Origin of the sequence: Allobosea sp. CCNWLY174 (genome assembly GCF_037120455.1) — a bacterium.
GTDB lineage: Bacteria > Pseudomonadota > Alphaproteobacteria > Rhizobiales > Beijerinckiaceae > Allobosea > Allobosea lupini.
Map to the genome: position 1 here is coordinate 66,094 of NZ_JBBBBQ010000013.1, position 13,693 is coordinate 79,786.

The following is a 13,693-nucleotide window of genomic DNA, read 5'->3' on the forward strand; positions in this document are numbered from 1 at the left end:
AAATCAGCGGCGGCGGGCGGAACCGCATGCGCATGGCCGCGTTTGCGCATCGGAGGTGCTCCGATGGATATTGCGCCGATCAGGTCGCCCCTCGACATGCAGCGGGTTGAGATGCGGATCGCAGCCCTGGCCGCAGTCGAGAGAGGTGTTGTCGAAGAGCTCGAATATGGCGCGTTGCAGGACGCCATCGAGCACTATCGCTGCATCACAGACTGGCCTCCCGCACAGGTAAAGGCAGAGTGGAGCGGACGGGCTGCCATCGAAGTCTAATCGCATCGTCAGCCGGCTTTACCAAGCTGACCAAGCCTGCGCGCAACCACCGGATCCTCGAGCAGGTCGGTTGCATTCCCGGCCAGCCGATGTCGCCAGTTGGGCTTCTCAACCGTCGTTCCGGGAACATTCGGCTGCGTCCGAATCCCCAGCGCGTCTTCGACCGGCAGGATCTTCAACGCACAGGGTGTCGCTGCGACATAGCGCACCGCCGCATCCACGACGGGGCCTGTATCGTCAGGCGCCGGCCGATCGCCTTCAGCGATGCCGGCATCACGGAAGGCGCCCCAGAGGATGCCGCGATCCCAGTCGCGAACCGCCTGATGATCGATCTCGCCGTCTGACGGATCGATATCCGAGCCCGCCCACCAACCCGCGGTCGGCACCAAGTCGTGCGTGCTGGTCATCGCGACCGCCTGTGCGTCCCAGTCCTTCGGCGGCACATAGCCATTCTGCGTCCGCTCGAAGCGGAGAACCCGCATCCCGCCGATGCCCTGATCGCTCAGCTGCTCGCGGAAGCCGTAAGGCAAGGTGCCCAGGTCCTCGCCGATCACGATGGCCCGGTGCCGCCAGGACTCGAGCGCGATCAGACGGAACAGCGTCTCGGACGGGAAGCTGACATAGGCGCCCTCGAGCGCGCCGGCGCCTTCCGGGATGAGCCAGAGCCGGCTCATGCCCATCACATGGTCGATGCGGATGCCGCCAACATGGCGCAGGCTCGCCCGCAACGTCTCGATGAAGGGTGCATAGCCGCTCGCCGCCAGCCCAAGCGGGGAGAAGGTGGTTAGCCCCCAGTTCTGGCCATCGATCGCGTAGTAGTCGGGCGGCGCGCCGATCGTAAGGCCGATCAGCACATCGCTTGGCCGGCTCCAGGCATGGCTGCCGGCGCCATCCATGCCGATGGCGAGATCGGCGATGAGACCGACCTTCATGCCGGCCTCGCGGCAGGCTTGCTGCGCGCCCGCATAGGAGCGGGCGGACAGCCATTGCAGGAAAATCTGGTGATCGATCTCCTCGGCGTGGCTCGCAGCGAAGGCGGCAACCTCGGCGCTCGCGGCGTCGCGATAATGCGCCGGCCAGTCGCGCCAATGCAGGGCTGTCGGGTCGCGTTCGCGCTGAGCGGCGTGGAGCAGTTCGAAAGCCGCATGGTCCCGCAGCAAGGGCGACGCGTCGTCAAGGAAGCGCTCGAAATCCTGGCGTGCCTCGATCGTATCGGACGAGTTCCTCAGGCTCAGGAACAGCGCTTTCAACAGACGCTGACGCAGGGGCGTCGCCTCTAGCCAATCGATTTCGGACAGGACCGACAGACGCTCCATCTCCTCGCCCAATCCGCTGCGCGCAACGACGTCGCGGATGTAGGCCTCGGGCAATGCTGCCGCCGGATCGGCATGGAGCGGGTTGTAGAACAGCCGCGTCGAGGGAGAATAGGGGCTGAACTGCTCGGGCAGCGCGCCATAGAGTGCGTGCACCGGGCTGATCGCCAGGGCATCGGCACCTTTGTCAGCCGCCGCCCGGCCGAGTCCGGCGACCCCGGCAAAATTACCGATGCCACCATCGAGCCCGCTGCGAAGGGAATAGATCTGGGCAGCGAGACCCCAGCCGGCGTGACCGCCAGCCAGGTCCCCGTACGTCACGCAACGGCTTGGGGCGACCGCCACGGTCACATCACCTTCCGCCAGATGAACGATATGGTAGCCCGGCTCCTCGAACGGCGGCAGGATCGCTCCCTCGCTACCGCTTGCCTGAGGCGACACCGTGCGCCGCCCGCCCTTTTCGAGTGTCACTTCAATCTCGCCGGTTCCCTTTCGCGCAAACGGCAGCGTGATCGGCAGCCCGACGCGCGAGACGATGAAACGCGATGCGGATCCGGCCTCTCGCATCGAGACGATCTGCAGCGAATCGGCGATGGCCGCACCTGTGTCGGCCGGGAGCCCGATCGCCAGGAGAATGGCGCGCAGACTTGCTGGTGAAACCTGGTGGATGGCGCCGGCCTGGTCCGTCCAATCGGGCGCTACCCCTGCTCGGATCGCGAGTTCACGAAGGCTTTCGTCTGTCATCGGTCGCTAAGCCGCCTCGGGAGAGATATCATTGAAAGCCTGTGAGCAACGCCAAATCGCCGCTCCGGACCATGCCTGTCGCAACGCAGCAAAGGTACTCGCCGTTCCCCGCTGACGCGATCGAGCCTCAACGCACCTTTGCGGAACTTGGGAGGTCTGTGGCGGTTGTTTGAAGCGTCTGATGCAGCCGGGAGATAGCTTATGAGTCGGGACAAACTCGTGAGGGATACAGCCTATGCCATCTGGGAGGCCGAGGGTCGTCCCGATGGCCGCGATTTCGAGCATTGGCGCCTGGCAGAGGAACGCGTCTCGCGCGGCGAGGCGGAGCAGGGCAAGTCCAAGACTGGGGCTGCTGCGAAGGGACGTAGCAAGAAGGTGTCGGTCGACAAGCCTGCTGCGACGAAAGAACGGTCGAAGAAGGCCGTGTAGTTGAGAATAGGCGGGCCTCCGAGCCCGCAATTCTGTTTTGGTTTCGCCCCAGCGCGCCGCCTGCGAAAAGTGCTTTAGCCTCCAAGCGCCCGGGCATACACCGAAGCGTAGTTGAAGCTCGGACGCCGCCAGTCGAAACGCTTGGACATTGCCTGGTCGCGCATCAGCCTGAATGCTCGTTTCGAGCGGAAGGCATCGAGAGCGCGGCGCACCGCAGCCGATAGTCCCGCCCCGCTCAACGACGAGAACAGGAAGCCTGAAACGCCGTCCTCGATCGTGTCGACCAGGCCACCCGTGCGATAGGCGATCGGAAGCGCACCAGCCCGCTGCGCATACATCTGGCTCAGGCCGCAAGGTTCGAACCGGGACGGCATCAGCAGAAAATCGCTGGCAGCGAACAGCCGCCGTGCCTCGGCATCGTCAAAGCCGATCCGCGCTGCGACTGCATGGGGATGGCGCTTTGCCAGATGCGCGACCGCCTCTTCCAGACGCGATTCACCCTGACCCGTGACGACGAGCTGGCCGCCTGCGGCAACGATCGTCGCGGCCGCCTCGATCGACAGATCAATGCCTTTTTGATGGACGAGGCGAGAGATGATCGAAAAGAGCGGGCCTTTCGATTCCGGAAGTGCGAATGCGTTGCGGATCGCAGTCGCATTCCGGCGCTTCCACTGCCGGACCATCTGCTCGTTCGTAGCCCCGCCTCTGATCAGCGTATCCCAGCTGGCGTCGATGCCGTTGACAATGCCGGTCAGATGACCTGCCTCCATCCGGCTTCTGAGCAGCCCGTCGAGACCGCAGCCATGCTCGGGGGTGGTGATCTCTCTCGCATAGGTCTGGCTCACGGTGGTGACGTGAGAGCCGTAGAATATGCCGGCCTTGAGGAATGAAAGCATGCCGTGGAACTCGGCGCCGTCGACGCTGAATGCCTGGTCAGGGATGGCAAGAGCGGCCATCCGTCGAGGCTCGAACAGACCTTGATAGGCGAGATTGTGGATCGTCAGGATCGTCGGCGTCGACACGTCTTTCCAGCGCAGATAGCCGGCGGTGAGCCCGGACGGCCAGTCGTTGATGTGCAGGATGTCGGGTTTCCAGTTGGGATCGGCCTCGCCAGCCGCAATCTCCGCTGCAGCAAGTGACAGGCGGGCGAACCGGATGTCGTTATCGGCGAATTCGCTGCCGCCGAACGGCCCGTAAGGAGAACCGGAGCGATCATAAAGCTCGTCACAGAGCACGGTGTAGATCGTCAGACCATCGGACGTCGCAAAGCGGCCAAGCGACCAGGGCGGCAGTTCGGCAGTGCCCGGCATCTGGCGCACGACCTCCATCACCGGCCTTGCGCTGCGGACCTGGCGGAAGCCTGGAATCAGGACGCGGACGTCGCAATGGGAGCGCATCTGCCGCGGCAGAGCGGCAGAGACCTCACCCAGGCCTCCGGCCTTGATAAAGTCGCTCATCTCGGACGTCACGAAAAGCAGCTTGGTTGTGCCTGGAAGCGGAGATGGGATGTCCTGCGGGTCGTCCTTGACCGCCTGGGCGTAGTGAAGTGCATGCGCCGATGTCGAGGACGCGGTCCTCGTTTCAGCAAGCTTCAGACTATCGGCCATTACAGGGTTCCCAGACTGCCAACCCGCAACCGGCACGCCGGTCGCTGGTTCCATGATGCAGTGCAAAATTCTCATGCAATCTTGGGGCCGATCTGGAACTGCCGGCCTCCTGCCACGTTCCCCTTGGCGCGACATCGCGTAAGGCGGATTGTCGAGAATTGGCCGTTTGCGCCAGCATCCAAGGACAATCACGACATGTCGCAAGATCAGATCGAGGTCAGGCCTGGCTCCCCAGTCGAGCTCGGGGCGAACTTCGATGGCGAGGGTACCAATTTTGCGCTGTTCTCGGCCTATGCCGATCGTGTCGAGCTATGCCTGTTTGATGACAGCGGCAAGACAGAGACGGCGCGCATAACGCTTCCGGAGTATACGGACGAAATCTTTCATGGCTATTTGCCGGGAATTCGTCCCGGGCAGCGCTATGGCTACCGCGTGCATGGCCGGTTTGCACCGGAAGAGGGGCACCGCTTCAATTCTCACAAGCTCCTGCTCGACCCTTACGCTCGCGAATTCGCAGGCAGCCTCGACTGGAACGATGCCCATTACGGCTATGATCTAAACGCCGGCGAGAATCGCGATCTCAGCTTCAGCGAGCTCGATAGCGCGCCGTTCATGCCCAAATGCGTCGTCTGCGACTGGAAGGCCGATCCTGAGTCTCCGGCCAAGCCGCTCGTTCCCTGGGACCGAACCGTCTTCTATGAAACGCATGTCCGCGGCTTCACCCAGCTCCATCCGGCCGTGCCGGAGGCCGAACGCGGCACCTTCGACGGGTTGCGTCATGACCAGGTGATCGACTACATCCGCAGCCTCGGCGTCACCTCGGTCGAGCTGCTGCCGGTTCACGCCTATCTCGACGACCATCACCTGATCTCGAAGGGCCTCTCGAATTATTGGGGCTACAACAGTATCGGCTTCTTCGCGCCGATGCAGCGCTATGAAGGCAGGGCAGGTCTAACCTCGTTCCGCCAGATGGTCCGGGCCTTTCACGACGCCGGGCTCGAGGTCATCCTCGACGTGGTCTACAACCATACCGCGGAAGGCAACGAGCTCGGGCCGACGCTCTCGTTCAAGGGCATCGACAACTTCTCCTACTATCGGACAATGCCAGAGGAACCGCGCTACTACATCAACGACACCGGTACCGGGAACACCGTCAACACCAGCCATCCGCGCGTGCTGCAGCTGGTGATGGATTCCTTGCGCTATTGGGTCGAGGTGATGGAGGTCGACGGCTTCCGCTTCGACCTCGGCACCATTCTCGGTCGCGAGCCGCATGGCTTCGATCCGCGCGGCGGCTTTTTCGACGCGATCGGGCAGGATCCAGTGCTACGCAAGGTCAAACTCATCGGCGAACCCTGGGACATTGGTCCGGGCGGGTATCAGGTCGGGGGTTTCCCGCCGGGCTGGGCCGAATGGAACGACAAGTACCGGGACACGATCCGCGCCTATTGGAAGGGCGAGGAAGGTAGCATCCGTGACCTCGCGGCGCGGATCACCGGGTCGGGGGACGTTTACGACCAACGCGGACGGCGGCCCTGGGCGACCGTGAACTTCATCACCGCCCATGACGGCTTCACGCTGAACGATCTGGTTTCGTACAACGACAAGCACAACGAGGCGAATGGCGAGGACAACAAGGATGGCCACGGCCATAACCTGTCCTTCAACCACGGCACCGAGGGACCAACCGATGATCCCGGCATCCTCACCGTCCGCCAGCGCCAGAAGCGCAACATGCTTGCGACACTACTCCTGTCGCATGGGACGCCGATGTTGCTCGCTGGCGACGAGCATGGGCATTCCAACCATGGCAACAACAATGTCTATGCCCAGGACAACGAGACGGCCTGGATGCGCTGGGAAGAGATCGGCGCCAGGGACCAGAAGCTCAGCGACTTCGTCCGGCGCGTCCTGCAGTTGCGGGCCGAGCATCCCATCTTCCGCCGCGCCTCGTTCCGCGACGGCTGCCTGCTGCGCTGGATCAACCCGGCTGGCGGCGAGCAGCAGGAAGAGCATTGGGACGACCCCGGTGTCCTCGCGATCGGGCTGTTGATGCATATGCCGGATGTCGAGTCGGGCGGCGACGAGGCGCTCATGCTGTTCAATGCCTTCGATGGCGAGGTCGTCTTCAAGATCCCGCCGCGCGTAAAGAGCGGGTCCTGGTCGGTGGTGCTGGACACCGAGACCGGCCCGAATTCGGACGAAGGCCGCAAGGGCCTCAAGGCCGATCAGGAGATCACGCTTTCGCCGCGCTCGCTGATCGTCCTGATGTAGTCGCCGATATGGCCCGGCGTCAGCCGGGCCGCCAAATGCTTACGCTGCGCGCCGGCAGATCCTCGGCTGCGTCCGCCGAGCACAGCAGCCGGACCCAACCTTGCTCGGCCTGCGCGAGGCGCGCGCCGACCCGGCTCCGGTTGATCGCGACGAGCACGTCGTCCGCCCGATCGCGGAGCAGCAGGCAGACTAGGTCCAGGCTTCGCCAGTCCTCGTCCGCTATGGGCGAACCGTCCGGCTTCAGCCATCGCGCATCGGGCGGATCGCCGGCGCCACTGAGAAATCCGTTACGTGACAGCAAAGGCAATTCTCGGCGAAGGCGTGAGAGATCAGCGGTGAAGGCGATCAGGCTTTCGTCGGCATTGGCCCAGTCGATCCAAGTCGTCTCGTTGTCCTGGGCATAGGCATTGTTGTTGCCGTGCTGCGTGCGACCGAGCTCATCACCGGCAGTCAGCATCGGGATTCCGCGTGACGCGAACAGCGTTGCGAGCAGGGCTCGGACATCGCGGGCGCGATGCGCTGTGACCTCCGGCTCGTCCGTCCGGCCTTCCAGGCCGTTGTTCCAGCTGTGGCTGTCGTTGTCGCCGTCGCGATTGCTCTCGCCATTGGCCTCGTTGTGCTTGGCGGCGTAGCTGACGAGGTCGCCGAGCGTGAAGCCGTCATGGGCCGCGACGAAGTTGATGCTGGCATGAGGCCCCCGATGCTGCGCAGCGAACAGGTCGGACGAGCCGAAAAGCCGCGTCGCGAGCGCGCCGGCCATGCCGGCATCGCCGCGCCAGAAGCGGCGGACGTCGTCGCGGAAACGCCCGTTCCATTCGGCGAAAGGAAAAGGGAATTCGCCGAGCCGGTAGCCGCCCGGACCAATATCCCAGGGTTCCGCGATCAAAACGGCTTGCGAGAGCGCCGGATCCTGCAGGATCGCCGCAAGGAGCGGCGCGTCAGGCGTAAAGCCGGCCGCCGTCCTGCCCATCACCGTCGCCAGATCGAACCGGAACCCGGCGACGCCCAGGCTCAGCCAGCACCGAAGGGCATCCATCGCCAGCCGCACCACCGGCGCACGATCGAGCGCCAGCGTATGGCCGCAGCCAGTGTCGTTGACGAGACGTCCGGGATCGTCCTGCGCATGGCGATAATAGACGGCATTGTCGAGGCCGCGCAGCGAGATCGTCGCGCCCAGTTCGTCACTCTCGGCAGTGTGGTTCAGGACGATGTCAAGGAGGACGCCGATGCCAGCCTGCGCATAGGCGGTGCAGAGCTTGCGCAGGTCATCAACCCCGCCCGGAGCGAGCCGCGGATCGAGCGCGAAGAAGTTGACGGGGTTGTAGCCCCAGCCATTGCGCAGCCCCATTGGCGGCAGATGGCGCTCGTCCATCCATGCCGCGATCGGCATGAGCTCGACATGGCTGACGCCGAGACGGCGCAGATGATCGATGATGCGAGGTTCGCTCAGCGCGGCGAGCGTTCCGCGTAGCGTCTCCGGTACCGCCGGGTGGCGCATGCTGAACGCCTTCGCAGCGATCTCGTAGATGAAGCTCGGCTGTGCCGACTCGACGAAGAGCGGTGCGTTCTGCGCAACAACGATGCAGCGCGGCACGAAATCGGCCGTCTCCTCGCCATGCTGCGCGAGCCGCGAGTCCCAGTGGAATGGTCGGTCGATTGCCCTGGCGTAGGGATCGACCAGCAGCTTCGCCGGATCGAAGCGATGGCCGCGATGCGGCTGCCACGGCCCTTCGGCCCGCAAGCCATAGCGTAGGCCGGGGCCGGCGCCAGGAAGCAGACCGTGATGGAGGTCACCGCTGCGGCAGGGCAGCGGCAATCGCGCGGTCTCGACCTCGCCGCTGTCGTCGAAGAGCGAAACCAGCACGCGCTCGCCATTTTGCGAGAACACGGCAAAGGCGACCCCATCTGCCGTCGCGGTCGCCCCGAGCTGCGGCGGTAGCCGGCAGTGGATCAGCTCTGCCGTCACCGCTGCATCGCCAGATCGCGCGGGCGCAAGGGTCAGGCCTGCGTCGGCTGGCCGAACGGCACGTGCCAGATGCGCTCGGCGTATTCGCCGATTGCCCGGTCCGCGCTGAACCAGGCGCAATGGGCCGTATTGGCGACCGACATATGCCACCATCGCGCGGGATCGGCCCAGAGCGCATCGACCCGTCGCTGCGCCTGGTGATAGCTCTCGAAATCGCGCAGCACCATGAACCAGTCGTTCAGGCGCAGACCTTCGACAAGATCGGCATAGCGGTCACGCTCGCCCGGCGAATAGGCGCCGCCGGCGACAGCGTCGAGGACACCTTCAAGATGTGGCGTTGCGCGAATGATTTCGGCGCTCGGTCGCGGATTGCGCTTGGCTATCTCGACCTCGTCCGCGGTCATGCCGAAGATCACGATATTATCGGCGCCGACGCGCTCGCCGATCTCGATGTTGGCACCGTCGAGGGTTCCGATCGTGACCGCGCCGTTCAGTGCGAACTTCATGTTGCCGGTACCGGAAGCCTCCATACCGGCGGTGGAGATCTGTTCGGAGAGATCGGCTGCCGGGATGATCAGCTCGGCGAGGCTGACATTGTAGTTCGGCAGGAACACGACCTTGAGCCGGTCACGCGTGGTGATGTCATTGTTCACCACGGCGGCGACGTCGTTGATGAGGTTGATGATCGATTTGGCGGTGGTGTAGTTCGAGGCGGCCTTGCCGGCGAAGACCTTCACACGCGGGGGCCAGTCGCGATAGGGCTCGGCCCGGATGGCGTTGTAGAGCGCGATCGTCTCGAGGATGTTGAGCAGCTGGCGCTTGTACTCGTGGATGCGCTTGATCTGCACATCGAAGAGCGCCTGAGGATCGACGACGACGCCGCAGTCCTGTCGGATAATCTTGGCCAGCCTGAGCTTGTTGTCGCGGCGGATGGCGGCGAGCCGCTCGTGAATCGCGCCATCGTCGGCATGAGCGCCGAACTGCCGGATCAGGCCGATGTCATCCGCAACCTTGTCGCCGCAGATGAGCTGCAGCAATCGCGACAGGCCGGGATTGGCGTTGAGCAGCCAGCGCCGCGGCGTGATGCCATTGGTGACGTTCGTGATCCGCTCCGGGAAGGTGCGGTGCAATTGGGCGAACACCGTCTCCTTCATCAGGTTGGAGTGAAGGGCCGAGACGCCGTTGACCGTGTGGGAGCCGACGAAGGCGAGATGCGCCATGCGCACGCGTCGGCCGTGATGTTCGTCGATCAGCGACAGGCTCGCCAGGTCGGCGTCGGGCGAACGGCGGCGCACCGCGTCGAGGAAGCGCGCATTGATGCCGAAGATGATCTGCATATGCCGCGGCAGCAGGCGCTCGACCAACGCGACCGGCCAGGTCTCCAGCGCTTCCGGCAGCAGGGTGTGGTTGGTGTAGGAGATCGTCGCATTGGTGATCTCCCAGGCTTTCTCCCAATTGAACTTATGCTCGTCGAGAAGGAGCCGCATAAGCTCCGCGACAGCGAGCGAGGGGTGCGTATCGTTGAGTTGGATCGCCGCCTTCTCGGGCAGATTTTCGAGGCTGCCGAACTGCCGATGGTGACGATGGACCAGGTCCTGCAGCGAGGCCGAGGTGAAGAAGAACTCCTGCCGGAGGCGCAATTCCTGCCCGGCCGGCGTCGAGTCGTTGGGGTAAAGGACTTTCGAGATCGCTTCGGCGCGATTGCGCTCTGCGACGGCGCCGACAAGATCGCCCTTGTTGAAAGCGTCGAGGGAGAGCGGATGCACGGCGCGGGCGCGCCATAGCCGCAGCGTTGTCGAATCGCGGCCGCGCCAACCTACAACCGGGGTGTCGTACGCGACCGCAAACACCGTTTCCTCAGGTGTCCAGATAACCTGATCTGGCCCGCTCGCCGGGACCGAACCGCCGAAGCCGATTCGATAGGACGCCTCGCGCCGCTCGAACTCCCAGGGATTGCGGAATGACAGCCAGTCCTCCGGCCGCTCGATCTGCCGGCCGTTCTCGATGCCCTGCTTGAACAGGCCATGATCGTAGCGAATTCCGTAGCCGAGCGCCGGGACGCCGGTGGAGGCCATCGCCTCCATATAGCAGGCGGCCAGACGGCCGAGGCCTCCGTTGCCGAGAGCAGCATCGGGTTCAATGGTCTCGATCTCCGGCAAGTCGACGCCGAGCTCACGCATGGCCCGCGTCATGGGCTCGGTCAGCCCGAGATTGTTGAGCGTGTCGGCCAGCGAGCGGCCGATTAAGAACTCGAGCGAGAGGTAGTAGACTCGCTTGCGGCCTGTGGCGTAGCTCTCCCTCGTGCTTGCCTGCCAGACATCGATCGCATGGTCGCGGGTCGCCAGGATCCCTGCGGTCAGCCAGTCATGTGCTTGGGCGGCGGCGGGAGTCTTGCCTAGCGAATACGTGAGTTTGCGCAGGATTTCGGACTTCAAACGATCGACTTGATCGTCCGGCTCGAAATGGACGGCTGCGGTCCGCTTGTCGGATAGATCGTTCAACCGCGATGTTCCTCTGCCTTGGAGAAGGTGTCGGCCAATGGCGCTGGTTGCCGGGCGTGAGTCTAGGAGATGAGGATGCGATCGCCAAGGGTGCGTGTTGCCCAGCTAAGGGCATTTGGACTGACGTGTGCCGGAATGCCCGACGGGCGATCTCCGTGATTGTGTCGACGCTGCGCATCGGCCGCGCCTCGACAGTAAACGATTATCGCACCCGCGTGACATGACCCATTTTCCTCCCAGGGCGGGTTTCGCGTTTGCCATAGAGGTGCAAATGCGTGTTCGGTTCTCCAAGAAAATCGAGCCAGCGCTCGGTCGCATCGCCGACAATGTTCTCCATTTCGATGGTTCCTCGCCGCGCGACGGATCCTAGCGGCAGACCGCAAATGGCCCGCACATGCTGCTGGAATTGAGATGTGTTCGCTCCGTCGATCGTCCAATGAGCCGAATTGTGGACGCGCGGCGCGATCTCGTTGATGATGATACGTTCACCGGAACCGTCGCTGGTAACGAACATTTCGACTGCAATGACACCAACATATTGCAAGGCGTCGGCAATTTTCCTCGCAGCAGAAATCGCGATCTCTGCTGTTTTATTCTGAATATTCGCAGGTACATACGTGAACTGTAGGATGTGGTCGCGATGTACATTCTCGCAGATATCGAATGCGCAGAACTCTCCTACAGCGTTGCGCGCGGCCACAACCGAGATTTCGCGAGTAAATGGAATATAGGCTTCCAGAATCGCGGGAGCCCCAGACATTTCGTCAAAGGCTCGATTAAGACCGTCGTTGGCCTCGATCTTGATTTGGCCCTTGCCGTCGTAGCCAAAACGTCTGGTCTTCAAAATGCAAGGCGAACCTAAAATTTGAACGCCGTGCGAGAGATCTTCTATGGTGTCGATGGCGTGGAAGGAGGCAACCGGCAAATTCAGGCCAGCAATGAATTCTTTCTCCAGCAGGCGATCCTGGGTGGTTTCCAACGCATCGGAATTCGGATGGAGCGGACGTCGACTTGCCAGTAACGCTGCTGTCTTGGCAGGAACATTCTCGAATTCATAGGTGATGATGTCGACGCTGTCTGCGAACGCCGCGAGAGCGACCTCGTCATCGTACTCGGCCTGCGTAACCTGAGCTGCAACGTCGCCCGCGGGGCAGTGCGGTTCCGGCGTAAAAATGTGGCTGGAGATTGCAAGCTCGGCGGCTGAAAGCGCGATCATGCGCGCCAATTGACCGCCACCCACGATGCCTAACCTGCTTCCAGGACCAAAGACATTCGGCATCGACTTCACTGCAAGCTCCTGCGTGACTGACTGGCTCGGATGATTCAGCCTTCGCATCTGCTCCAGGCTGACCCGAACAGCGTGTAGCTAACGCTCCGCGGTTGCGCCAGGCAAACCAGTATGAAGCCCACCGCTTGGTGTACGGACTGGTCCAACGAAAAGCCACCCTGCTTACGGACGTAGACCAGATGTTCCGGTTTCGCGATCGTCATCCCTATAAGGCGATCAATGAAGCTGCGTATTGCGACCGGAACAAGAAATCATGCGATAGCGAGACCCGCTGGAGCGAGATTTCGAGGAGATCGCGGATCTGGCCGCCCCGCTTTGTAAATCCTATCGTGCTTGCCAGCCGAGTTGCCTGCACTTCTGCGCCAAGGTCATGCTGGACGCCGATTTCATCATTGTGCGAGACGCTACGAGGGATCCGCGCTTCAATTGCAATCCGTTGGTTGGCGAGTTGCTTGCTCATCTTGCTTCCTGTGGGCGCACCCGCTGCCAGCTCTGGGACGACACGCAGAGCGATGCAGAGAAATGGCGGGCGATCGCAGGCGTACTCCCATTCGACGCGCGCCTAGAACTTGGTCAACTGCTCAAATTGTTTCACCTGCGGAACACGCTCGATGCTCGCCCGTTGCAGCGCAGCATTCCGCAGCAGGGGCTTCCATGACCACCGACCAAAACCAAACCATGCTTCGTCCGCTCGTCAGCGCGGATTTCGCCAACCCCGCCGTCCTCCTGGCTGGCGCAGTGGACTATTCGATGTACGCATTCTTCAGGGACAGGCTGATGGCGGCCCCTTCTTCCGGCCTGGTCGTGATCGAGCTCAGCACCCTCGGCGGCGATCCCGAGGTCGCACGCATGATGGGCGAGGACATCCGTTTCAACAGCGAGATGTCACCGGAGCGCAGACTCGTCTTCCTCGGGAAGGCGGCAATCTATTCGGCAGGGGCAACCTTCATGAGCTTCTTCGCTCGCCAGAACCGTTACCTCACCCGCGGCACTCGTCTGATGATCCATGAGCGCAAGCTCGCGGCACAGGTCACCTTGGACGGGCCGCTCACCACCGTGGTCGCCAGCCTGAAGGCGAAGCTTCACGAGATCGAGCATTCGGTGAAGATCCAGAACGAAGGCTTCCAGAACCTGATTTCTGGCTCTTCGGTGACGATGGAAGAGTTGCTGCCGAAGGCAACCGAGAACTGGTACATCGAGGCGAACGACGCCGTCTCGATGGGGCTCGTCGAGGGCGTGATCTAATGCTCCCTCCATGCTGGCGGGATCGCCGGGCTCTCTAGCGTGTTCCTCCGGGATGA

At 62.9% G+C, this 13,693-nt stretch carries 10 protein-coding genes; 4 read left to right on the forward strand and 6 right to left on the reverse strand.

Annotated elements, in window-relative coordinates:
• Positions 1 to 63 precede the first annotated feature (63 nt).
• Positions 64 to 270, forward strand: a complete 207-nt coding sequence (locus V7S63_RS26510) for a hypothetical protein (protein ID WP_336532500.1) — start codon at positions 64 to 66, stop codon at positions 268 to 270.
• An 8-nt stretch (positions 271 to 278) separates the two neighbouring features.
• On the opposite strand, the gene malQ is transcribed toward V7S63_RS26510, so the two are convergent.
• Positions 279 to 2,327, reverse strand: a complete 2,049-nt coding sequence (gene malQ, locus V7S63_RS26515) for a 4-alpha-glucanotransferase (RefSeq protein ID WP_336532501.1) — start codon at positions 2,325 to 2,327, stop codon at positions 279 to 281.
• A gap of 219 nt (positions 2,328 to 2,546) precedes the next feature.
• Between malQ and V7S63_RS26520 the strand changes: the two genes are divergently transcribed.
• Entirely contained in the window at positions 2,547 to 2,756 is a 210-nt protein-coding gene (locus V7S63_RS26520) for a DUF2934 domain-containing protein (protein WP_336532502.1), read from the forward strand.
• A 74-nt stretch (positions 2,757 to 2,830) separates the two neighbouring features.
• Here V7S63_RS26520 and glgA read toward each other — a convergent pair whose 3' ends face one another.
• Positions 2,831 to 4,363 (reverse strand): glycogen synthase GlgA, encoded by a 1,533-nt coding sequence (glgA, locus tag V7S63_RS26525; protein WP_336532503.1) that lies wholly within the window; start codon positions 4,361 to 4,363, stop codon positions 2,831 to 2,833.
• A gap of 195 nt (positions 4,364 to 4,558) precedes the next feature.
• Between glgA and glgX (V7S63_RS26530) the strand changes: the two genes are divergently transcribed.
• On the forward strand, positions 4,559 to 6,637 hold the full coding sequence (gene glgX / locus V7S63_RS26530) for a glycogen debranching protein GlgX (protein ID WP_336532504.1): 2,079 nt from the start codon (positions 4,559 to 4,561) through the stop codon (positions 6,635 to 6,637).
• 19 nt (positions 6,638 to 6,656) lie between these two features.
• Here the strand turns inward: glgX (V7S63_RS26530) and glgX (V7S63_RS26535) are convergent, their stop codons facing one another.
• The 4 genes from glgX (V7S63_RS26535) to V7S63_RS26550 all read right to left on the reverse strand — a co-directional run bounded on the left by glgX (V7S63_RS26535) (position 6,657) and on the right by V7S63_RS26550 (position 12,852).
• Positions 6,657 to 8,603 carry a glycogen debranching protein GlgX gene (gene glgX / locus V7S63_RS26535; RefSeq protein WP_336532505.1) on the reverse strand — a complete coding sequence of 649 codons (1,947 nt, stop codon included), beginning with the start codon at positions 8,601 to 8,603 and terminating at the stop codon, positions 6,657 to 6,659.
• Positions 8,604 to 8,635: 32 nt separating this feature from the next.
• The gene (locus tag V7S63_RS26540; protein ID WP_336532506.1) at positions 8,636 to 11,104 is read right to left on the reverse strand and encodes a glycogen/starch/alpha-glucan phosphorylase; all 2,469 of its coding nucleotides are present in this window, start codon (positions 11,102 to 11,104) and stop codon (positions 8,636 to 8,638) included.
• Positions 11,105 to 11,306: 202 nt separating this feature from the next.
• A complete protein-coding gene (locus tag V7S63_RS26545) occupies positions 11,307 to 12,383 on the reverse strand; it encodes a 5-(carboxyamino)imidazole ribonucleotide synthase (RefSeq protein WP_336532549.1) in 1,077 nt (358 codons plus the stop codon).
• Between the two features lie 214 nt (positions 12,384 to 12,597).
• Entirely contained in the window at positions 12,598 to 12,852 is a 255-nt protein-coding gene (locus V7S63_RS26550; RefSeq protein ID WP_336532507.1) for a hypothetical protein, read from the reverse strand.
• Between the two features lie 218 nt (positions 12,853 to 13,070).
• On the opposite strand from V7S63_RS26550, the gene V7S63_RS26555 reads away from it, so the two are divergent.
• A complete protein-coding gene (locus tag V7S63_RS26555) occupies positions 13,071 to 13,637 on the forward strand; it encodes a peptidase S14 (protein ID WP_336532508.1) in 567 nt (188 codons plus the stop codon).
• The last annotated feature ends 56 nt before the right edge of the window (positions 13,638 to 13,693 follow it).